General features: G+C 72.4%; 14 protein-coding genes and 1 pseudogene. 9 read left to right on the top strand and 6 right to left on the bottom strand.

The window, feature by feature from the left end; genetic code table 11:
* Nucleotides 1-31: 31 nt before the first annotated feature.
* Together ACFYSH_RS19510 and ACFYSH_RS19505 are read right to left on the bottom strand one after the other, a co-directional pair.
* The gene (locus tag ACFYSH_RS19510; protein ID WP_359464583.1) at nt 32-844 is read right to left on the bottom strand and encodes an ABC transporter permease; all 813 of its coding nucleotides are present in this window, start codon (nt 842-844) and stop codon (nt 32-34) included.
* On the bottom strand, nt 841-1,767 hold the full coding sequence (locus ACFYSH_RS19505; RefSeq protein WP_388753964.1) for an ABC transporter ATP-binding protein: 927 nt from the start codon (nt 1,765-1,767) through the stop codon (nt 841-843). Before ACFYSH_RS19505 ends, ACFYSH_RS19510 begins: the two co-directional genes overlap by 4 nt.
* Nucleotides 1,768-2,077: 310 nt before the next feature.
* Here ACFYSH_RS19505 and ACFYSH_RS19500 point away from each other — a divergent pair, with 310 nt between their 5' ends.
* The 3 genes from ACFYSH_RS19500 (at nt 2,078) to ACFYSH_RS19490 (ending at nt 7,988) form a co-directional block, all read left to right on the top strand.
* Complete coding sequence (locus tag ACFYSH_RS19500; protein WP_388754190.1) at nt 2,078-4,288, top strand: HelD family protein; 2,211 nt, start codon at nt 2,078-2,080, stop codon at nt 4,286-4,288.
* A gap of 181 nt (nt 4,289-4,469) precedes the next feature.
* Nucleotides 4,470-5,036, top strand: a complete 567-nt coding sequence (locus ACFYSH_RS19495; protein ID WP_388753961.1) for a hypothetical protein — start codon at nt 4,470-4,472, stop codon at nt 5,034-5,036.
* The gene (locus tag ACFYSH_RS19490) at nt 5,037-7,988 is read left to right on the top strand and encodes a M56 family metallopeptidase (RefSeq protein ID WP_388753958.1); all 2,952 of its coding nucleotides are present in this window, start codon (nt 5,037-5,039) and stop codon (nt 7,986-7,988) included. It begins immediately after the preceding gene.
* 131 nt (nt 7,989-8,119) lie between these two features.
* On the opposite strand, the gene ACFYSH_RS19485 is transcribed toward ACFYSH_RS19490, so the two are convergent.
* The 3 genes from ACFYSH_RS19485 to ACFYSH_RS19475 all read right to left on the bottom strand — a co-directional run bounded on the left by ACFYSH_RS19485 (nt 8,120) and on the right by ACFYSH_RS19475 (nt 12,301).
* Nucleotides 8,120-8,797, bottom strand: coding sequence for a response regulator transcription factor (locus ACFYSH_RS19485; RefSeq protein WP_359464591.1), 678 nt, complete (start codon nt 8,795-8,797; stop codon nt 8,120-8,122).
* Nucleotides 8,794-9,987, bottom strand: a complete 1,194-nt coding sequence (locus ACFYSH_RS19480; RefSeq protein WP_388753955.1) for a sensor histidine kinase — start codon at nt 9,985-9,987, stop codon at nt 8,794-8,796. Before ACFYSH_RS19480 ends, ACFYSH_RS19485 begins: the two co-directional genes overlap by 4 nt.
* Before the next feature lie 97 nt (nt 9,988-10,084).
* Entirely contained in the window at nt 10,085-12,301 is a 2,217-nt protein-coding gene (locus ACFYSH_RS19475; RefSeq protein ID WP_388753952.1) for an MMPL family transporter, read from the bottom strand.
* A gap of 260 nt (nt 12,302-12,561) precedes the next feature.
* Between ACFYSH_RS19475 and ACFYSH_RS19470 the strand changes: the two are divergent.
* Nucleotides 12,562-12,747 (top strand): annotated as a pseudogene (locus ACFYSH_RS19470) (AraC family transcriptional regulator); the annotation flags it as partial.
* 8 nt (nt 12,748-12,755) lie between these two features.
* Here ACFYSH_RS19470 and aac(3) read toward each other — a convergent pair.
* Nucleotides 12,756-13,625, bottom strand: coding sequence for an aminoglycoside 3-N-acetyltransferase (gene aac(3), locus ACFYSH_RS19465; protein ID WP_388753949.1), 870 nt, complete (start codon nt 13,623-13,625; stop codon nt 12,756-12,758).
* Between the two features lie 206 nt (nt 13,626-13,831).
* On the opposite strand from aac(3), the gene ACFYSH_RS19460 reads away from it, so the two are divergent.
* The 5 genes from ACFYSH_RS19460 to ACFYSH_RS19440 all read left to right on the top strand — a co-directional run bounded on the left by ACFYSH_RS19460 (nt 13,832) and on the right by ACFYSH_RS19440 (nt 21,629).
* Nucleotides 13,832-15,880 (top strand): fibronectin type III domain-containing protein, encoded by a 2,049-nt coding sequence (locus tag ACFYSH_RS19460; protein ID WP_388754187.1) that lies wholly within the window; start codon nt 13,832-13,834, stop codon nt 15,878-15,880.
* A 382-nt stretch (nt 15,881-16,262) separates the two neighbouring features.
* Nucleotides 16,263-17,948, top strand: a complete 1,686-nt coding sequence (locus tag ACFYSH_RS19455) for a cellulase family glycosylhydrolase (protein WP_388753947.1) — start codon at nt 16,263-16,265, stop codon at nt 17,946-17,948.
* A 120-nt stretch (nt 17,949-18,068) separates the two neighbouring features.
* Nucleotides 18,069-18,437: a CU044_2847 family protein gene (locus ACFYSH_RS19450; RefSeq protein ID WP_359464604.1), complete on the top strand. Its 369-nt coding sequence runs from the start codon at nt 18,069-18,071 to the stop codon at nt 18,435-18,437.
* A 1-nt stretch (nt 18,438) separates the two neighbouring features.
* Nucleotides 18,439-20,640 carry a trypsin-like peptidase domain-containing protein gene (locus tag ACFYSH_RS19445; protein ID WP_359464606.1) on the top strand — a complete coding sequence of 734 codons (2,202 nt, stop codon included), beginning with the start codon at nt 18,439-18,441 and terminating at the stop codon, nt 20,638-20,640.
* Nucleotides 20,637-21,629 (top strand): AAA family ATPase, encoded by a 993-nt coding sequence (locus tag ACFYSH_RS19440; RefSeq protein WP_388753943.1) that lies wholly within the window; start codon nt 20,637-20,639, stop codon nt 21,627-21,629. The genes ACFYSH_RS19445 and ACFYSH_RS19440 overlap by 4 nt, the downstream gene beginning before the upstream one ends.

The following is a 21,629-nucleotide window of genomic DNA, read 5'->3' as shown; positions in this document are numbered from 1 at the left end:
CCCCCGGCTCCCCGCTCGACGGCCGTCGTCCTCAGTTGCGCGGGCTCCAACGGAACCACTGCCGCACGCCCAGGGCCGCCACTCCCGTCCAGGCCAGGGCGGCGAGCACCAGGCGGACCTGGTCCATGCCGCCGAGGTCGCCCGTCCAGCCTCCCCGTACGAGGTCCATCACCGGGGAGAACGGCAGCCAGGCACTGATGTCGGCTGCCACACCGGGCAGTACCTCGCGCGGCATGAAGACCCCGGATCCTGCCATGGTCACCAGCATGAACGGGAGGAACGTCAGCTGCGCACTCTCCGCCGTCCGGGTGAAGGCACCCGTCAGCGCCGCCCCGGCCACGAGCAGCAGTACGCCGAGCAGCATGCCGAGGACCACGAGGTGCGGGGCCGCGGGCGCGTCGGCGTCGAGGACGGCGGTCATGCCGACGGACAGCAGCACGCTCTGCACCAGCACCAGTACCACCGCCGGCAGCGCGCCGCCGGCGAGGATCTCCCAGTCGCGCACCTCCCCGGCACGCAGCCGCTTGAGCACCAGGCTCTCGCGGCGTGTGACGTACACGCCGACGAGGTTCGTGTAGACGGAGAAGAACAGGGCCATGGCCAGGGTCCCCGGCAGGAGGACCGTCGCGATCGACAGGCCGGTGCCACCCAGGTCGAGGCTCTTGACCATGCCGCGCATGGAGAAAGCCATGACGGCGGGCAGCACGAGCGCGGTGAACAGGGCCGCCCTGCTGCGCACCAGCAGGGACATCTCCGCGCGGCCGAGGGCGGCCATGCGGGCGACGGGGGTACGCCGCGTGGGCGGGGTGGTGGTCAGCGGCCGGGCGGGGGCGGTCGTCGTCATCGGATCTCCTCCGTCTCGAGGCCCTTGGCGATCTCCATGAAGGCCTCCTCCAGTGATGCGGAACGGGCGTCCAGGGCGTGCAGCGCGACGCCGGTGTGCCGGGCCCAGGTGAGCAGTTCGGTGGTGGTGCGCTGCAGGTCCCGGGTTTCCAGGCGGACGGTGCCGCCCTCGTCGGAGTGCCGGGTCACGCCCATCGGCGCGAGCGGCGGGAGTTCGCCGAGGAAGCGGTCCCGGGGCAGGGTGAAGGTGATCCGGGAGGGCCGTTCGGCCACCACGTCGGCGACCCGTCCGGTGGTGGCGATCAGTCCCTTGTGCATGATCGCCAGCCGGTCGGCGAGCTGCTCGGCCTCTTCGAGGTAGTGCGTGGTGAGCAGCACCGTCGTGCCCTGGGCCTTCAGTTCGCGGATCAGTTCCCAGGTGTCCCGGCGCGACTGGGCGTCCAGGCCGGTCGTCGGCTCGTCGAGGAACAGCACCTCCGGCCGCCCGAGCAGGGCCAGGGCGAGGTCGAGGCGCCGGCGTTCGCCGCCGGAGAGCTGCTTGACCCTCACCGTGCGCCGGTCGGACAGGTTGGTCAGCGCGAGGGCCTCGTCGGTGGGGCGGGCGCCGCTGGTGCAGCCGGCCCACATCCGCAGGGTCTCCGTGACCGTCAGCTCCGGTGGGAAGCCGCCCTCCTGGAGCATCACCCCGATGCGGTGGCGTACCTGTGTCCGGTCACGGAACGGGTCATGGCCCAGGACCCGGACGCTTCCGCCGGTGGGTGCGGCCTGGCCCTCCAGGAGTTCGAGCGTGGAGGTCTTGCCGGCGCCGTTGGTGCCCAGCAGGGCGAAGAGCTCTCCGCGAGCGACCGTGAAGTCGATGCCGCGTACGGCGTCGAACCCCTTGTAGCTCCGTTTCAGTCCCACGGTTTCGATGACTGTGTTCATGCCTTCCACACTCCCGGCGATACGGGGCCGAGGGCAGTGCGGTGTGTCATCGGCTTCCTGTGACGGCTGTCATGCGGACCGCGTGACACACCGCACCGCGTCCGTGGACCGTCTCCGTGGACCGCTGCCGGGGCGTGCGCGCCGGACGACGCCGGGTACGGAAAATCCCCGGTCCGAAATTGCGGACCGGGGATTTCCTCGCGTATATTCAATGGTTCTGTGTGCCCACAGAAAAGGGCCCCTCACTGGGGGCCACTAGAAACACCATATCCGGCAGGGAGCGATTTTGTCAACTCGCGGAAACGTCGAATTGCAGAAGGAGCAGGAATTCGTCGACCGGCTCTACGACCGTGTCGACGAGCTGCGCGGGGTCACCGCGCAGCACGTCGAGGACGCGTTGACGCCGGTGGGGAACGGTCTGCAGGCTCGTCACGAGCGCGATGTGCTCGTCGCCGAGCGCTCGGGCCTGCTGGCGGCCCTGAATGCGGTGGACGGCTCACTGTGCTTCGGCCGCATCGATCTTCGCGACGGCGCCGCGCACCATATCGGCCGTATCGGAATTCGTGAGGACGACAAGGAACACACGCCCCTTCTGATCGACTGGCGGGCACCGGTCGCCCGGCCCTTCTATCTCGCCACCGGGCACACGCCCATGGGGCTGCGCCGGCGCAGACACCTCACCACCGAGGGCCGCACGGTGACCGAGCTGCACGACGAGATCCTCGATCTGGGGGACGAGGAGCGCAGCGGTTTCGAGGACCCGAGCGGTGACGCCGTGCTGCTCGCCGCGCTGAGCTCCGCCCGCACCGGCCGCATGGGCGACATCGTGCGGACCATCCAGGCCGAGCAGGACCGCATCATCCGCGCCCCGCACCGTGGGGTCCTCGTCGTCGAGGGCGGCCCCGGCACCGGGAAGACGGCGGTCGCGCTGCACCGGGCCGCCTTCCTGCTGTACGAGCACCGTGAGCTCCTGGCCAAGCGAGCGGTCCTGGTCGTGGGCCCGAACCCCGCCTTCCTGCGGTACATCGGCGAGGTGCTGCCCGCCCTCGGCGAGACCGGCGTCCTGCTGGCCACGCAGGCGGAGCTCTTCCCCGGCGTCCACGCCCGGGGCACCGACACCCTCCGCGCGGCGGCCGTCAAGGGCGGCGCGGGGATGGCCGAGGCGCTCGCCCTCGCCGTACGCGACCGGCAGGCGCTGCCGGAGCCGGGTGAGCCGGTGATCGTCCCGCACGACGACGGTGACCTCGTGCTGGACTGGGAGATCGCCTACGAGGCCCGGCAGGCGGCCCGCGAGACCCGGCTGCCGCACAACCTGGCCCGGCCGTACTTCACGTTCCACGTCATCGACGCCCTCACCCGCCAGCTCACCGAGCGCATCGGTGCGGACCCGTACGGCGGCCCCAACTTCCTGGGCCCGGACGACGTCGCCCAGCTCGGCAAGGGCGTCGCCGCGAGCCAGGAGGTGCACGCCGCCGTCGGTGAGCTGTGGCCGGTGCTGACCCCGGAGGAGTTCCTCGCCGACTACCTGGCCGAACCGGTGTACGTACCGGAGGAGGACGCGGACGCCATCCGGCGTGCGCCCGGGGACGGGGAGTGGACGCCGGCCGATGTGCCGCTCCTCGACGAGGCGGCCGAGCTGCTCGGGTCGGACGACAGCGCCGAGCGGGCCGCCGCCGAGGCGGAGCGACAGGAGCGGGTGGCGTACGCGCAGGGCGTCCTGGAGCTGTCCCGGGGGTCGGAGTCGTACGAGTTCGAGGACGAGGAGTCCGAGTTCCTGGCCGCCCACGACATCATCGACGCCGAGCGGATGGCGGAGCGGCAGGAGGAGGCCGACCACCGCAGCGCGGCCGAGCGCGCCGCCGCCGACCGGACCTGGGCGTTCGGGCACATCATCGTCGACGAGGCGCAGGAGCTGTCGCCGATGGCGTGGCGACTGCTGATGCGCCGGTCGCCGACCCGTTCGCTGACGCTGGTCGGCGACCCGGTGCAGACGTCCGAGGAGGCGGGCATCGGCTCGTGGGAGCGGATCCTGGAGCCGTACGTCGGTGACCGCTTCGAGCATGTGCGCCTGGGGGTCAACTACCGTACGCCCGCCGAGATCATGGAGCTGGCGGCCAGGGTCGTACGGGCCGAGGACCCGTCGTTCGAGCCGCCCGGTTCGGTGCGGTCGACGGGCGAGCTGCCGTGGAGGCGGGACGCCGGTGCGGACCTGGCGGGCGCGGTGGCGCGGGCCGTCGAGGAGCTGACACCCGGGGAGGGACGCCTCGCGGTGATCGCGCCGCGCGAGCTGCACGAGGAGATCGCGGCGCCGCTCGACGGGGTCACGGCGGGCGCCGAACCCGACCTCACCCTCCCCGTGGTCCTGCTGGGCCCACGCGAGGCCAAGGGCCTGGAGTTCGACAACGTCCTGGTGGTGGAGCCCGGGCGGTTCGGGACGAGCGACCTGTACGTGGCGCTGACCCGCGCGACGCAGCGCCTGGGCGTCGTCCACCGGGAGGAGCTGCCCGCGTCGCTGCGGTGACGGGCGCTGCGACGGGGGCGGGGCTCGGCTCCGTGGGCCTCGCACAGGCCCTGTCCGGGCCGCCGGGCACGGCGTCCTGATCGCGGTCGCGCTCGTTCCTGAAAGTCCTGTGGGGCCGTCACCTCCCGTGCCACAGTGAAGCCTGTGAGGCCCGGTTCCGTGCGGGCCGGGAGGGTGCGGGATGTCTGGGGGACGCGTGGAAGCCGGTACCGACGGGCCCGGTGACGGCCGGTCGTACCCGGTGCGTGATCTGGTGCGTTCGGTGGTGGAGTCCGTCGCGCCGGAGGAACTGCCGCTCGTGGAGGGGCTACGCCGCTTCGACGACGCGACGGTGACACGGCGGCTGAGCCGCGGGGACGGGCGCCGCGAGCCGCTGGGGTTCGGCATCGGAGAGGTCGCCGCGCTGGTGACACCCGTCGTGTGGCTGGTGCTCGACGGGGTGGCGCAGCAGATGGCGGCCCCGACGGTGAACAGCATCGCGCAACGGCTGACGAACATGACGCGGCGGCTGGTGCGACGACCGGCCCCGGTGGCGGTGCTCCAAGCGCCGACGCGGGACGAGTTGGTCCGCATCCGGGCGCTCGTCCTGGCGGCGGCCCGGCAGCGGGGCATCCCGACCGGGCGGGCCGAGGAGATCGCCGACGCGGTGGTGGCTCGGCTGGTCCTGTCCGACGCGTCGGAAATGCCCGCTCCGCCGGAGCCTCCGCAGGAGCCGGGCGCCACGGGCTCGGCCACCGGGCAGGACTAGGTGTCCGCCGGACCGGGACCGGGAGAGCGGCTCCGGATCGACGAGAAGGTCCTGGGTGCGGGGACGGGCCCCCGGTTCGTCGCCCTGTTGCTCCTGATGCTGACCGCCGGCGGGTCCATGATCCTGGAGGTCTTCAGAGTCCTGGCCGACGGCGACGTGACCGGATGCGCCCTCGCCGCAGGTGTGGACCCCGCTGACGGCAGCTACTGGAACACGTCGCTCAGCATCTCCGGTCAGGGCATAGCCTTTCGCTCCTGCCTGTCCCTGTGGGCACCCGCACCACCGTGGTGGCAGTTGGCCGGCTGGCCCCTGCTGCTGATGGTCATGGCCGGGCTGCTGTTCGCCGTGCTTCCGCGGTGGAAGGCCCGTCGCAGCCGTGTCGTGCCGCTGGAGTCGGTCGACACGGACGGTGAGGTCCTCGACGAGCTCAGCCGGATGTGCGCCGAGAGGGGCGTGACGCCACTGCCCCGGCTGGTGGTCGACCCGGCGGCCGCCTCGGTCAGCGCGGTGGTGTTCGGCCGCACTCGCCGTCCCGTGGTCTGTCTGCACGGCGGTCTGCTCGTCGTCCGCAACAGCGATCCGAAGCGGTTCCGGGCGGTGCTGCTGCACGAGCTCGCCCACATCGCCAACCGTGACGTCACCCTGACCTACCTCACGGTGGCCCTGTGGCGGGTCTTCCTCGCGTTGGTGCTGCTGCCGTACGTGCTCTGCCTGGCGTACGTGATGTACGGGGTGGCCGCGGACGGTGGCGTGCCACGGCTGGACCGGGCCGCGGCACTGTCCGTCGTCATGGTCGTACTGCTGTATCTCGCCCGCTCCGACACCCTGCGGAGCCGGGAGATCTACGCCGACCTGACCGCGGTGGGCTGGGGCGCGGACCCGCACGGCTGGTCCGTCACCGACACGCCGCAGCACGGTGCGGCGCGCCGCGCCCTCGACTCGTTCCTCGAACTGTGGCGCACACACCCGCGTTGGGGTCTGCGCCAAGGGGCACTCGCCGACCCCGCGCCGCTGTTCCGTGTCGCGGTCCTGCCTCTCTTCCTCCTCGGCACCGTGCCCGTCATGGCCGTACCGCAGGTGCTCCGGCAGATCGGGCTGTACCGCGTCAACTTCACCAACAACCTGATGGTGATCCTGGTCGTCGTCCCCGGTGCGCTGGTGGCCGGTGTGATCGTCATCGCCCTGTGGCGGGCGGTCGCGTACGCCCTGCTGACCGGCTCCCGCGTGCCCTCCGGGGCGTGGGCCGGGGGGTGGCTGGGGGCCGGGATGTCGGTCGGCCTCGTCCTGAGCGGCTTCGGCGCGGGGTGGGCCTGGTCGCCGGCGCGACCGTGGGTCCTGCTCGTCCCCGTGACGGCCGGGGCGGCCTTCGGATGGTGGGTCACGCAGTGCGCGCGTCTGTGGATCGGCACCTCACGCGGCCGGACTCTGCGCCCCGCGCTCGCGCTCTGTGCGGCTGTCGCCTCCCTCACCATGACGGCGTGGCTCACCTGGTGGCTGCTCGCCGGGGCCACCAACCTGAACAGGGACGTTCCGAGCGCCCAGATGATGGCCCGCAGCGTTCTGCAGTGGCTTCCCTCCTCGGATCCGGCCGGGGACCTGAGCAAGGTCCCCGGCATCGCCACGGTGCTGCCGCAGTTGAACGACATCGCGGACACACCGATGGGCGCCCTGGTGATCACGCTGCTGTGGGCCCTGCCCCTGCTCGCCTGGGCGAAGGGCCCCGCAGCGGGCAGCCCCGACTGGGAGCCGACCCGGGCAGCTCTGAGGGAGGAGCCCGTGGCGTCGCTGCGCACGGTCGTACGCCCCGGGCTGGCGGGCGGGGCGCTGGCGTGCCTGGCCGTCGTGGGCATCCAGGCGTACGTCCACACCGGGCAACCGGTTCCGGAGGCACGGGGCGGGCTCTACGCCCTGCGGTACACGGCGCTCCTGCTGCTGGCACTGTGCCTGCCGGCCACCCTGGCCGCCGCCGCGGCGGCGAGCACCGCGGACCGGCGCTACCGCCTGCTGAGTGGCCTGATAGCCGGTCAGACAGCAGCTCTTTCGGGCCTCGCCGCCATGACGCTCCTGGTGTCCGTGGACGGCTGCATCACCCCCCTCGACGTCCTGTCGGACAGCTGCGCCTGGCGGCCGGCCTGGCGGCGGCCGCTGTTCCCGTTCACGTTCGTCCTGAACAACGCCCTGGTCCTCTCCGCGCTGGCCGCCGTCCTCACCGCTCTGGTCACCGGTGTGCTCCACCGCCGACGGCCACCGGACGCGCGCGTCACCGGTCCCGCGGACGCGCGGACCCGCGGAACCCGCGCTCAGCTCCTCGTGGTGGGTCTGCTGTGCGCCGCGGCGGTCGCGGCCACCGCGACGGACGGAGCTGTCCGGAGGTACCAGCTAGGCCTCACCACCGATGCCCTCACCCACCAGCGCAACCTGGTGCAGAACTGGGGCCTCCCGGACCCGCGGCTGTCCGAAGCCACCCGCCTCAGGCAGATCCGGGCCTGGTACCGCCTCCAAGGTGACGACCTCATCGACGCGGCGATCCTGTACGACCACCGCCTGACCGCCGCCCTCCGTGCCGCGCAGGCCGACGAGGACCGCTGGGGCACGCTGTACCGGCAGATCCCCTCGGTCTGCAGGGACTGGGAGACGGCCGCCTGGTTCGAGGCCATATGGTTCCGCGTGCCCGCCGAACCATCCGTACGAGCCGACTGGCATCAGATGGTCACCTGGGCGGACACCGGAAGCCGCCGCTGCACCCAGGCACTCGACGCACGCGACAACAAGGTCCTGGCGAGCGCTCTGCATCAGCTGAGAGCGGCCGCCTACTGCGCCGAGTCCGTCAACGCCAGGATCGACGGAATGCTGCGTGAGGGCGGCTACCGGGGCACCTCCCGCCCGGCCGCGACGGGCTCCACGGCCGTCTGTCACCACACCGGCCAGGACCCGGCTCCGGACAGTTCCTGAGGGAGGCTCCGGCCGATCTGTCAGCGGTGAATCCGACGCTCGAGGAGCAGCGGGTGCCTGGTGCTGACCTCCATCGAGGACGAGCGCCTTCCAGCTGGTGAACGCCGACCGAAGACCCTCCGAACGTTGCTTCAGCCCTCGTACGGGCGGGCCTGGACCAGCCCGCTCTGGTAGGCGATGACGACGAGTTGGGCGCGGTCGCGGCAGTGGAGCTTGTTCATGGCGCGCTGGATGTGGCTGCGGACCGTCAGGGGGCTGACCACCAGGTGGTCGGCGATGTCGGCGTTGGACCTGCCGTGCGCGGCCAGGGCCATGACCTCGCGTTCGCGGTCCGTGAGGGCGGCGAGGCCGTCCGGCGGCGCGAGGGGCGCGTCGTCGGGGGTGGCCAGGAAGCGGGTGATGAGAGCGCGGGTCGCGGTGGGAGAGAGCAGGGAATCGCCCGCGGCGACGGTGCGGATGCCGGTCAGGAGGACGTCCGGGCCGACGTCCTTGCCGAGGAAGCCGCTGGCCCCGGCGCGCAGGGCCTCGGCGACGTTCTGGTCGTTCTCGAAGGTGGTGAGGATGAGGACGCGGGTGGCCGCCAGTTCCGGACGGGAGCAGATGCCGGTGGTGGCGGCCAGGCCGTCGGTGCCGGGCATGCGGATGTCCATGAGGACCACGTCGGGGGCGTGTTCGACGGTGAGGTCGATCGCCTCCTGCCCGTCGGCGGCCTCGGCGACCACGGTCATGCCGGGGTCCGACTCGATGAGGATGCGGAAGGTGGCCCGGAGCAGGGCCTGGTCGTCGGCGAGCAGGACACGGATCGTCATGGGGCGGTGCTCTCTTCGTGGCTGTCCAGGGGGAGGGTGCAGGAGACTTCGAAGCCGCCCTCCGGGCGTGACCCGGCACGGAAGGTGCCGCCGGTGGCGAGGGCGCGCTCGCGCATGCCGAGGAGCCCGAAGCCGTGCCCGGGGCCGGGCCGGTCCGCGGGGCGGGTGGTGTCGGCGTCGTTCGTGACCGTCAGGGTCAGTGCGTGCGGGGTGCGGGCCAGCCGGACCCGCGCGGTGCGGGTCGCGGCGTGCTTGGTGACGTTGGTCAGGGCCTCCTGGACGATCCTGTACGCCGTCAGGTCGAGCCCCGGCGGGAGGGGACCCGGCTGGCCCTCCACGGTGACGGTGACGTCCAGGCCGGCTGCTTCGCAGGCGGCGACCAGGTCGGGCAGTTGCTCCAGGCCTGGTGCGGGGGCCAGGCCGTCGTGGGTGTCGGTGTCCTGGCGCAGGAGGCCGACGGTGGCCTTGAGTTCGCGCAGGGCCGCGGCCGTCGTCTCCGACAGCCTGCCCAGCATGTCGTACGCCTGCTCCGGATCGGCCCGTGCCAGGTGGGCGGCGGTCCCCGCCTGGGCGTTGGCCAGGGCGAGGTGGTGGGCGACGACGTCATGGAGTTCGCGCGCGATGCGCATGCGTTCCTGGACGACGCGGTGGCGGGCCTCCTCCTCCCGTTCGCGGGCGGTGTGCTCGGCGCGTGCGGCGGCGTAGTCGCGGCGTACCCGCACATAGCTCCCGAGGGCTGTGGACAGCAGGACCCAGGCCGCCGGATTGGCGATGCCGATGATCCAGTCGGAGTGGAGTTCGCTGCGCCAGATTCCGGGTACGACGGTGACCGCGGCGGTCACCAGCGCTCCGCACCAGGCGGCCACGCGGTTGATGCGCAGGCTGAGGGAGTACTGCGCGGCCAGCAGCGGGCTGAACAGGACGGGCGTCATGAGATAGCCCATCGCGCCTTCGACCACGGCGCACAGCGCGGTCGCCACCAGCACCGGCACGGGGTGACGGTGACGCAGGACGAGTGCGGCGCAGCCGAGCGCGGACAGCGCGACGGCCGGCCACAGGGCACGCGGGCCGAGCATCGTCCAGTCGCTGAGGAGCGCGCCCGCGACGGCGACGGCGAACAGCAGGACGAGTTTCATGACCTCGGTGGTGCGGGGACTGCGCATGGCCCGGCGCCGCCAGGTGGTGCTCATCGTGGGTTCTCCGAGGTCGGAACAGATGCGGCCATCGTGACAGACACGGATCGCGGAGCCGTCGACCACGGCTCCGCGACCCGCTGGGCGTGCCCGCTCAGATGCGGGCCGGTTCCTGCGGACGGGTTCCGTCGCCGGAGGGACCCTGGACGGGAGCCGGCTCCCGGGTGAGTCCCGTGCCTTCGATGTCGACACGGGGCAGCACCGTGTCGAGCCACCGGGGCAGCCACCACGCCCGGTGCCCGAGCAGGGCGAGCACGGCGGGGACGAACGCCATGCGGATGACGAACGCGTCGAACAGCACGGCGACCGCGAGGCCGAAACCGATGGTCTTGATCATGGACTCGCCGGATCCGACGAACCCGGAGAAGACCGCGATCATGATCACCGCTGCGGCGGCGACCACCCGGGCACTGTGTCGGAAGCCGGTGACCACCGCCTGCGCGGGCCGCTCGCCATGGACGTACGCCTCGCGCATCCGGGCGACGAGGAACACCTCGTAGTCCATGGCCAGGCCGAAGACGATGCCCACCAGGAAGATCGGCATCAGGCTCATGACCGGGCCGGCCTGTTCCACACCCAGCAGCTCGGCACCCCAGCCCCACTGGAAGACGGCCACGACCGCGCCGAGCGAGGCCAGCACCGACAGCAGGAACCCGATGGCGGCCTTGACCGGCACCAGCACCGAGCGGAAGACCACCATCAGCAGCACCAGGGACAGCAGCACGATCACGATCAGATAGGGCACGAGGGCGTCCTGCAGTGACTGGGCGACGTCGATGTTCATCGCGGTCGAGCCGGTGACCTCGAAGGTCGCCCCGGTCGCCTCCTCCAGCCCCGGCCGCTCCCCCCGGATGGTCTGCACGAGGTCCTTGGTGGTCCCCTCGCTCGGGCCGGTGGAGGGCACGGCGGAGAAGAGCGCCGTGTCGTCCGCCGCGTTGAACTGCGGCGGGGAGACGGACACCACGCCGTCGGTGTTCTTGATCTGCTCGGCGATCGTCGTGGCGGCGGCCTCGGGATCGGCCGCGTCGCCGACGTCGGCGACGATCGTCAGCGGACCGTTGAAGCCCGCGCCGAAGCCGTCGGCGAGCGCGTCGTAGGCGCGCCGCTCCGTCGACGAGACCGGCTTGGCCTCGGCGCCCGGCATGCCCATCTCCAGGTCGGCGGCGGGCAGGGCGAGCACACCGAGCCCCACGACACAGGCCACCAGCACCGCTGTCGGACGGCGCAGCACGAACCTGGCCCACCGGGTGCCGCCGTTGTCCTTGCCCCTGGTCCGGTCCGCACGTCGCCGCGCCGTGCGGGACAGTACGGCGTTCGGCCACATCCCGAGGAGCGCGGGCACCAGCGTCAGCGCGACCAGGACGCCGAGGACGACGGCCCCGGCGGCGCAGAGCCCCATCTTCGTCAGCATGGGTACGCCGATCACGGACAGCCCGGCCAGTGCGATGACGACGGTGAGTCCGGCGAAGACCACAGCAGATCCCGCGGTGCCGACCGCGAGACCCGCCGCTTCCGCGGGCTCGTGGCCGTGCGCGCGCTCCTCGCGGTAACGCGACACCACGAGCAGGGCGTAGTCGATGCCGACCGCGAGGCCGAGCATCGACGCGAGCGTGCCCGTGGTCATGGTCAGCCCGAGGGTGCTGCCGAGCGCGAGGATCGCGCACATGCTGACGCCGACGCCGACGACGGCGGTCAGCAGGGGCAGCCCGGCCGCCGCGACGGAGCCGAAGGTGATCAGCAGGACGACGGCGGCGAGCCCGATGCCGATGACCTCACCCGCCCCGCCGGCGGCCGGCTGTTCGGCGAGCGCGGAGCCGCCCACCTCCACCGTGAGTCCGGCTTCGCGGGCCTCGCCGATGATGTCCTCAAGGGCGCCCTTGTCGGCGTCCGAGAGGTCACCGGCCGAGACCCCGTAGCTGACGGTGGCGTACGCCGTGGAGGCGTCCTCGCTCACCGCGCCGGCCTGTAACGGGCTGACGGCGCCGGAGACCTGGGGTGCCCCGGCGGCCTCCTCGACCAGCGTGTCGATGGCGGCGCGGTGGCCGGCCGCCGTCACCTTCTCTCCGTCGGGGGCGATGAACACGATCCGTGCGTCGGCACCGTCGGCGTCCGCGCCGGGGAAGCGCTCGCCGATGAGGTCGAACGCCTTCTGCGCCTCGATGCCGGGCATGAAGGACGTTCCCTCGTCACCGGCGGCAGGTGCCTTGGCGGCGCCCGCGCCGACTGCGGCGAGGACCACCGCCCACAGCAGGACCACGGGCCAGCGCCGCCGGAAGGCAGCGCGGCCCATGCGATACAGGAAGGTAGCCACGAGTCTGAGATCTCCGCATCCGGTGGGCTGGGGTACCGCTCAAGACTCGCGAAAGGCGGCGTGCCAGGCGTCGTGCGCCTACCGTCACTTCGGTCTGGTGCACCCGCACGAGCGGAGGTGCCGCCTCCTCCCTGCGGGGGAGGCGGACCGGCCGTGCGGGTCAATACAGCTAGGGCGTGAGCTCGGCGAGCGCGGACACGCGCGGCGGCGGACCGACCCGTCGGAGCCCCCTCCCACCCCACCGCATCGGGCACAGGATGTCGGGTCCGGGAGGGTGGTGTCCGCAGGCCCTTCAGCACCTGTGGCGGGACGTGTACACGCAGTGGTTCCCGTCGAACCCGTACGGGAGCAGGCCCGGGCCCGAGATCCTGAGCGTGCGGCTGGCCGGGGACGGGGCGCGGGCGGACGCCGAGCTGTGGATCCCGGTGGAACGGTCCGCCGCCTGAGCGGACCGCTACCGGGCGCCGCCCAGCTTCTCCTCGATCCAGGCGAGGCCGAAGTCCACGACCTCACCCGCCTCGAAGAGACAGCTGTCGGCGGCGCCGACCTTGCCCCGGCAGCCGATTCCGGCGGCCAGCATGCCCCGGACGATCGTCTCGAACGGGTCCTGGCCTTCGGGCGTGACGGTGGAGTAGTCGAAGGCTCCGCCCGAGGAGTCGATGTCGCGGAACCGGCGCCAGACCCGCTGTCCGCCCTCCCGCACCGGCTGTTCGTACTCCACGAACCGCTTTCCGGGCGCGTCGGCGAGCGCCTCGGCGTGGTGCAGCAGGGTGAGGGTCTCCAGCGGCGCGCCCAGCATCAGCACCCGGCCGCCCAGGGCGACCAGCCGGGCGAGCGGGCTGCCGGGACCGTGCGGGTCGTCCCACGGGTGGCCGGCCATCAGCGCGGTGGCCTCCGCCCCGAGCGCGGCGCAGCTCACGTCGGGGTGCCGGCTGCGGACCGCCCCCGGCCACCGGCGCAACGCCTCGGGGAGGCGGCCGTTGTCGTGGTCGGCCTCGCTCGACACCGGGTCGTACGCGGGATGTTCGGCCCGTACGGCGTCCTGCCAGGGCTGCGGCCAGTCGGCGAAGCCGTACGGCAGGGCGTCGTTCCAGCCACAGGTCACCATCAGGGTCCCCCGCTCACCCACGGCCTCCCGCAGGGCGCCGATGAGGGTCGGGGGGCCTCCGGCCACGTAACCGAGGGCGGACATCCGCGTATGGAACATCACGGTGTCCCCCTCGGCGAGACCGAGTGCGATGAGATCACGGACGAGCCGGCGACGGGTGACGGGGCCGTCGGCGCGCGCGAGCAAGGCGGCCTGGGAGGAGAGCGGTTCATCCATGGGGACGACGCTATCGCCGGCGTGGCCGAGGAGCGTCCCACACACAGGACCGTTCACCGGGGGCGGTCGCGCGGGCAGGCGGGTGCTACGGCGGTCGGCGGAAAAAGGCGCGGTGCGGAGCAACCCTGCCCCTGCCTCACGGGTCACACAGGAGTCACCCGCTTCATCTGATCCCCCGTTGCTCCCGAAGGGCCCCGTTCTCCGTGATGACTCGTAACCGGCTGGCCACGCTGGCCGCGACAGCCGCACTCACCGCCGGGGGTGGCCTGATCACCGCCGCCCCGGCCTCCGCGGCCGTCACCTGCGCCTCTCCCGTGTGGAAGGCGCAGTACTACGGCAACTCCGCCTTCAGCGGCACACCGAAGCTGACCGCCTGCGACTCCGTGATCAGCGAGAACTACGGTTCCGGCGACCCGGCCGGTGTCACGCTGCCCAAGGACAACTTCTCCGTCCGCTGGTCCCTCACCCGGGACTTCGGCTCCGGTGGCCCCTTCCGGCTCTCCGCCGCGACTCAGGACGGCATGCGCGTCCATGTCGACGGCGTGCGGAAGATCGACCTGTGGAAGAACGTCTCCACGACCGCCCGCAAGACCGTCGACCTGACCATCCCGGCCGGCACGCACACGATCCGTGTGGACTACGTCGCCTGGACCGGCGTCGCCAACGCCGGGTTCACCTACACCCCGCGCACCGAGGCCGCCGTCGACACGGTCAAGCCGCTCGCCCCGGCCGGCCTCGCCGCCGCGTACGACCGGGACACCTCGAAGACCACCCTGCGCTGGGCCGCGAGCAAGGAGATGGACCTCGCCGGTTACCGCGTGTACCGACGCCTGAGCACCACCTCGTGGGCGAAGGTCAGCGGCCCGTCACCGCTCACCTCCCCGTCCTTCGTGGACGCGACGCCCGCCACGGGCCAGACCTTCCTGTACGAGGTCCGCGCCGTCGACAAGGCGGGCCGCGAGTCCGCCGGCAGCGCGGACGTCACCGCCGTCACCGTGGACCGCACGGGCCCGACGGCACCGACCGCCCTCACGGTCACCGGTGACGCGTGGTGGGCCACCCTGGCCTGGCACGGTCCCGCCGACGCCGCGAGGTACGAGGTCTACGCCGCCCCCGTGGCCACCGGTCCGTTCGAACTGCTGGGCACGACGACCACGGCGTCGTACCGCACCGATGCCCCCATGAACACCGCCCGGTACTACCGGGTCCGTGCCCTCGACGCGCTCGGCAACCCGTCGGCGTACGCCGCCGTCACCGGCGACGGCGTCGACCGTACGCCGCCGAAGTCCCCCACCTCCCTCGGCCACGTCGCGGAAGCCGGCTACACCGACGTGTACTGGAAGCAGCCCGACGGCTTCTTCGAGGACTTCGACAACGGCGGGACCTACCACGTCTACCGTTCGCCCGGCAAGACCCTCGACCTGGCCGCGCTCGACCGTGTGACCTGCGCGGAGGAGAGCGACGAGACCAGCACGGGCGGCAGCTGCCACGACCTGGGCATGCCCGCGGGCACGTACGTGACCTACGCGGTCGCGGCGGTGGACCCGGCCGGCAACGAGTCGGCGCTGTCCGCCCCACTGGTCGTCCGCACCGGCGACCGCGTCGCTCCCGGCCCGGTCACCGGCGTGAGGGCCACCCCTCGCGCCGACGGCGTGCTGGTGAGCTGGGCCGCCTCGGCCGAGGACGACATCGAGCGCTATGTGGCCTGGACCGGGACACGGCAGGCCGACGGCACGGTCAAGTGGCTCAGCTCCTCCTCCTGCCGGGAGGGCACCAGCGACCCGCTCGCCGTTCTCTGCGGGGACCTGCCGGACGGCGAGACGTACGTGTACGCGGTCGTCGCCCGGGACCGCTGGGGCAACGCGCTGCCCCCGAGAGACCCGAAGGTCACGGCCGTCGAGGTCACCGAACTGGACGTCCGGCCGTCCGTGACGGTCACCCGGGACTGGCAGCTCGGCGGCCTGGGCTACGGCACGGTGATCGGGTCCGACCAGGACGGGCCGGCCATCAACTGGAGGTGCGACAAGACGGCTGAGTGCGCCACCGTCGAGGGATACCGGGTCAGCCGGTGGAACGCGGCCACGAAGGCGTACGAGCCGCTGCACGCCGGACTGCTGCCGGCCGAGACCCGTCTCTACACGGACACCACGGCCGCGCGGGGGACCACGCACTTCTACACGCTGGAGGCGGTGCGCGCCGACGGCGGCGTCGCGGGCACGCACGTCTGGAGCTGCGTCTTCCAGGACCGCGTGTAAAGGCTGTCCGAGGCCCGACACGCGCAGGAGCCGTCCGGTGACCGGAGCCCCCCGGGGGCAGGTGCACGGCGCGTGTCGGGCGAGGACGGGCGAGAGGGCCGGACCGCCCCGCCGGGTGACCACCCCGGAGACGCCGGCGCGGGCGGCGGGCGGCCCGTGGTCGGGGCCCGCGCGGACGACCAGGCGAAAGAAGTGGCCCTGCGAGCGGCGGGAGCAGGGGTCCGCGCGCCCGCAGGCGCGGGCCTTGCGGAGGAAGTGCGCACAGTCGTGCGCCGAAGTGTGCGCTACTCCTTGACGTGCCCCTGTCGGGTGGCTTGTATGGGAGCGCTCCCACGTCATGTCCGACGTGTGCGTCACCCGGCACCCACCTTCTGGAGTCGCAGTGAGATCAGCAACGAGCACCGCATCGCGCACGACACGAAGCAGTCCCCTGGCCGTCCTGCTGAGAGGGCTCGCCGCCCTGCTCGGCGTCGTCCTGCTGGGCGCGCTCGGTCCGGCGGCGCAGGCCCGGCCCGCCCAGGCGGAAGCCGCGGCCACCGGTCTGCACATCAGCGACGGCCGCCTGCTGGAGGCCAACGGCAACGACTTCGTCATGCGCGGCGTCAACCACGCGCACACCTGGTATCCGGGCGAGACGCAGTCGCTGGCCGACATCAAGGCCTTCGGCGCGAACACCGTCCGCGTCGTCCTCTCCGACGGCCACCGCTGGACGAGGAACGGCCCCGAAGAGGTCGCGGGCATCGTGGAGGACTGCAAGGCCAACCGGCTCATCTGCGTACTGGAGGTGCACGACACCACCGGTTACGGCGAGGACGCCGCGGCGGGCACCCTCGACCACGCGGCCGACTACTGGATCAGCCTCAAGGACGTACTGGCGGGCCAGGAGGACTACGTCATCGTCAACATCGGTAACGAGCCCTGGGGCAACACCGATCCCGCCGGGTGGACCGCGCCCACGACCGCCGCCGTCCAGAAGCTCCGCGCCGCAGGGTTCGCCCACACGATCATGGTGGACGCGCCCAACTGGGGCCAGGACTGGCAGGGCGTCATGCGCGCCAACGCCCAGGCCGTGTACGACGCCGACACCACGGGCAACCTGATCTTCTCGATCCACATGTACAGCGTCTACAGCACGGCCCAGGCGGTCACCGACTACCTGAACGCCTTCGCCGACGCCGGACTGCCGCTCCTCATCGGCGAGTTCGGCGGCCCCGCCGACCAGTGGGGGGACCCGGACGAGGACACGATGATGGCCACGGCCGAGCAGCTGGACCTCGGCTACCTCGCCTGGTCCTGGAGCGGTAACACCGACCCGATCCTCGACCTGGCCATCGACTTCGACCCGAGCCGGCTGAGCTCCTGGGGCGAGCGCGTCTTCCACGGCGCGAACGGCATCGCCCAGACCTCCCAGGAAGCCACCGTCTTCGGCGGCGGCGGCCCGGACGACACGGAGGCCCCCACCACCCCCGGCACCCCGACCGCCTCCGCGGTGACGGCCACCTCCGCCACCCTGACGTGGCCCGCGGCCTCGGACAACGTTGCCATCGCCGGTTACGACGTCGTCCGCGTCAGCGGCGCCACCGAGACCACGGCCGCCTCCTCCACCACCGACAGCGTCACGGTGACCGGCCTCACCGCGGACACGGCGTACACCTTCGCCGTCTACGCCCGCGACGCGGCGGGCAACCGCTCGGCGCGGTCCGCCACGGTGAGCGTCACCACCGACGAGGGCGGACCCGCACCGGGCGTGGGCTGCTCCGTCGGCTACCGGGTGATCGGCGACTGGCCCGGCGGATTCCAGGGTGAGATCACCATCCGTAACACCGGAACCACCACCCTGAACGGCTGGAACCTCGCCTTCGCCTTCGCCGACGGCCAGACCGTCTCCAACATGTGGGGTGGGACCCCCACCCAGAGCGGCTCGACGGTCAGCGTCGCCCCCGCCGGATACACGGCCTCGATCGCCGCGAACGGCGCGGTCACGGTCGGCTTCACCGGTACCAGGGGCACCACCAACACACCCCCGACCGCCTTCACGCTCAGCGGCACCACCTGCACGACGGCCTGACCCGGCCGGACTCACCGGCCGGCAGGGGCCCCGCCCCTGCCGGCCGGCGCCGCGTGCGAACTGCGGATCATCTTCGCCCAATCACGCCTAATCGTCGGGCCGTTGGGAGAGGATTACTCCGTGTCAGACTTCATGGAGTTCGAGTTCGAGGACGGTTCGTCGCTGGCCCTCCAGGTGTTCCCGGCTGCCGCTCCGGCCGAGGTCCCGACGCCGGGCTTCGGCGCGTCCGTGCCGGTGGCCCGGGGGTCGCGCCTGGGAGCGGCCGCCGGAACCGCGCTGCGGGGGGTACTGGCTCCGCTGGTCCCCCTCCTCCAGCAGATCCGCGACACGGCGGCCGCCGTCCCCGATCCGCCCGACGAGATCTCCGTCAGCTTCGGGGTCCGGATCGGGCACGACCTCAAGCTGGGGGTCGTGGGCGCGGCCGGTGAGGCGACGCTGACCGTCACCGCGAACTGGCACCTGGGGCAGCAAGCCACCACGGACGGCTGAGATGCTCGGACGGGGGGATCGTGACACGTCCGACAAGGACGCCGCACGGCTGTCCCTGGTGTCGGTCCTGAGCCCGGGTACGGCTCGCATCGTGGGCAGCGGCGTCTACGTGGGTGAGCGGCGGCTGCTGACGTGCGCCCATGTGGTCGACGAGGCGCTGGGCCGTGCCATGTTCACCCGGTCGGCACCGGAGAACGCCTCCCTGCGGGTGTCGTTCCCGTGCCTGCCGGAGCGGCCCGCCCTCGCCGCTCGGCTGGTGGCGTGGAAGCCCGCGCACCGAGCCGGGGCACCCGACATCCCCGTGGTGCTCGGTGAGCCGCTCTGGGGCGGGGACCTGGCCGTGCTGGAACTGACGGAGGAGCCCGGGCATCCCGCGGCCCCCGCGCACTGGCAGTACATGGACCGGGGCCAGGAGGTCCGTGCGTGGTACGGCGACGGCTCGTCGTTCACCTACGCGGACAGCAGTGTCGGCTCGGTGCATCACGACCACGGTTTCGTCGACGGCGCGCCGCGCGGTGCGGCGATCGGCCCCGGCTACAGCGGAGGGCCGCTGTGGTGCGAGAAGGAGCAGGCGGCGGTCGGGCTCGTGCTGGGGGTGATGTCCCCGCCGGACGGCCCCTTCCGCGGCGAGAACGTGCTGCGCCGTGCCATCGTCGCGCCCTGGCAGACCGTCGAACGCTTCCTGGCCTCTCGGGAGTCGTCCGCCGGCGCGGCGCGTGGCGACACCGGCCGGCTGCCTCCCAAGGAGGTCGCTCCGGTCCTGCGGCACAAGCTCCACAAGGTCGTCCTGAGCCTGCTCCCGGAGGAGGACCAGCGTCTGCGCCACACCCACCGGGTGCTCGCGGCACTCGGGCTGCCGGGCGGTCCCGCCACCGACGCGTCGGTGGCCGCACTGGTGGATCTCGTACTCACCCGGCCCCGTGCCGCGGCCGTCCTCACCGACGAACTGCCCGGCGCCCTGCGCGAGACCGCGCTGAAGCTCCTGTCCCTGTGCCGTGGTGCGCTGGTCCCCGGGATCCTCACCCCGCTCGAACTGGCGTCCCTGCTGGCCCTGCTGGACGGGGATCCGGGCCGACTGCTCGAGGAAGCCGCGCGTGACGCACTGGTCAACACCACGTTCTGGGACGAGCCGCTCGAGACGCTCCGGGGGGATCCGGACGACGCCGTGAGGCATCTCGTACTCGCCCTGGAGAACTACTGGGGTGACAGCGGGTCCACCGACACCCCGCACCGCGTGCCCGCCCTGCTGACCGCGGTGGAGTACGTCGCCGCGCTCATCGCCCCCGGACAACGGCGTGAGCTGCGCGAGTGGGTCGCGGCAGTGGCGGAGCGGACCGGCGTGCACGAGTCGGTCCTGTTGTCCCGGCGCACCGACGCAGAGGACTGGGCCCGCGCCAGACAGGCCCGTACGGCACCCGCGGAGCCGCGTCTGACCGTGCAGCTCGCCCGGGACCCGTCAGGCGGGCACCGCTGCACCGTCTGGTACGACCCCGGCAACGGGCAGGACGGCGCCCTGCGCCAGGTGCTGGCGGACGACGACCCACGCGAGCCCCAGGACGTGGCCCGGCTGGTCCAGGACATCCTCCTGCGCGAGGTCCCCGCCGCGGTGCGGGTACGCAGCTCCCCGCTGATCGAGTTCCTCGTCGAGCCGGAGGACCTCGACCTGCCGGTCGACCGCTGGGACGACGGCGACACGGACAGTGGCTTTCCGTCCGTCCTGGGCGTGGAGTACGCCGTCGTGGTGCGCTGCCCGGAACTGCGCACACAGTCGCTCAAGAGGCTGCGGGCCTGGGAGACGAGGTCGGTGGGCTTCCCCTCCGGCGGTTTCGCCCGGCTCATGCCCGAGCACAGCGAGCCGGAACACGTGTACAAGCTCCTGCACCAGGACCAGCAGACCGGCCGGCTCGCCATCGGCTGCGCGCCGGAGCACCGGCCCAGGCTCCAGGTCGTCTGCCTGGCGCACGGCATCCCCGTCGTGCTGTGGGACCGCAACGACTCACCGCGCCGGATCGACCAGCTCACCGCACTGATGCTCAACGGACATCCCCGGAGCCTGCCCGAACGCGTCCGGGCACACCGCGCACGGACGCTGGGCAACTCCGTGGAGGAAGCGGTGGCCCCCGTACTGGTGTGGGACGACGCGTCCCGCACCCCGCCCGAGCCCTACTGGAGCGACCCGTCCTGGGAGGACGCGACCTCATGACGGCAGCAGAGCACCTCACGTCGCAGGACCCCGGCAGCTGGCGGCTCTTCCGCGGTGAAGGACCGCCGCGCCGGGTGACGATGCCTCCGGCGCCGCCGTGGCGGCGGTTCGGAGGGCGGGATACGGCCGCGTCCGACGAGACGGCAGCCCCGAGGGCCTCACGCCCGTACCTGATCGGGCCGACCCAACGGGACATCGTCAACGCCGCCCTCCATCTGCGCAGGCCACTGCTGGTCACCGGTCACCCGGGCACCGGCAAGTCGTCGCTGGCCCATGCCGTGGCCCATGAGCTCTCCCTGGGGCCCGTACTGCGGTGGCCGGTCAACAGCCGGTCCACGCTCGCCGAGTCGCTGTACCACTACGACGCGGTGGGCAGGCTGCGCGAGACCAATCTCCGGCAGCACGCGGACGACACCGCCCCCGGCATCGGCTTCTTCATCCGGCTCGGCCCCCTCGGCACAGCCCTGGTGACGGACGGGCATCCCCGCGTGCTGCTCGTCGACGAACTCGACAAGGGGGACGTCGACCTGCCCAACGACCTCCTGACGGTCTTCGAGGAGGGGGAGTTCGAGATCCCCGAGCTCTCCCGGCTGCCACCCGGCGAGGACGACGTCGAGGTCCACACCGCACGCGGTGGTGACACCGTCACCGTCCACCGGGGTGTGGTGCGCTGCAAGGAGTTCCCGGTCGTGGTCATCACGAGCAACGGCGAGCGGGAGTTCCCGCCCGCCTTCCTGCGACGCTGCCTGCGGCTGGACCTTCCCGACCCCGACGAGGAACGGCTGCGCGCCATCGTGGCCGCCCATCTGGGCGCGGATGCGCTACCCCGGGTGGACGATCTGGTGCGGGCGTTCCTTGCCAGGCGGGCCCCTGGTGAGCTGGCCACGGACCAGCTGCTGAACGCGGCGTTCCTCCGGCTGAGCGGGGTCGATCTGGACGCCGACGGGCTGCTGGAAGCGGTGCTGCACCGGCTGGGGGGTGCTCTGTAG

The organism is Streptomyces sp. NPDC005791, assembly GCF_042871485.1.
GTDB lineage: Bacteria > Actinomycetota > Actinomycetes > Streptomycetales > Streptomycetaceae > Streptomyces.
Note: the sequence above shows the minus strand (reverse complement) of the source record. Positions and strands in the feature narration are given on the sequence as shown.

Coding starts and splice junctions, on each gene's coding strand:
- ACFYSH_RS19510 (WP_359464583.1), bottom strand. CDS start 844: ATGACGACGACCGCCCCCGCCCGGCCGCTGACCACCACCCCGCCCACG.
- ACFYSH_RS19505 (WP_388753964.1), bottom strand. CDS start 1,767: ATGAACACAGTCATCGAAACCGTGGGACTGAAACGGAGCTACAAGGGG.
- ACFYSH_RS19495 (WP_388753961.1), top strand. CDS start 4,470: ATGTCTGGGGGACGCGTGGAAGCCGGTACCGACGGGCCCGGTGACGGC.
- ACFYSH_RS19485 (WP_359464591.1), bottom strand. CDS start 8,797: ATGACGATCCGTGTCCTGCTCGCCGACGACCAGGCCCTGCTCCGGGCC.
- ACFYSH_RS19480 (WP_388753955.1), bottom strand. CDS start 9,987: ATGAGCACCACCTGGCGGCGCCGGGCCATGCGCAGTCCCCGCACCACC.
- ACFYSH_RS19460 (WP_388754187.1), top strand. CDS start 13,832: ATGACTCGTAACCGGCTGGCCACGCTGGCCGCGACAGCCGCACTCACC.
- ACFYSH_RS19445 (WP_359464606.1), top strand. CDS start 18,439: ATGCTCGGACGGGGGGATCGTGACACGTCCGACAAGGACGCCGCACGG.
- ACFYSH_RS19440 (WP_388753943.1), top strand. CDS start 20,637: ATGACGGCAGCAGAGCACCTCACGTCGCAGGACCCCGGCAGCTGGCGG.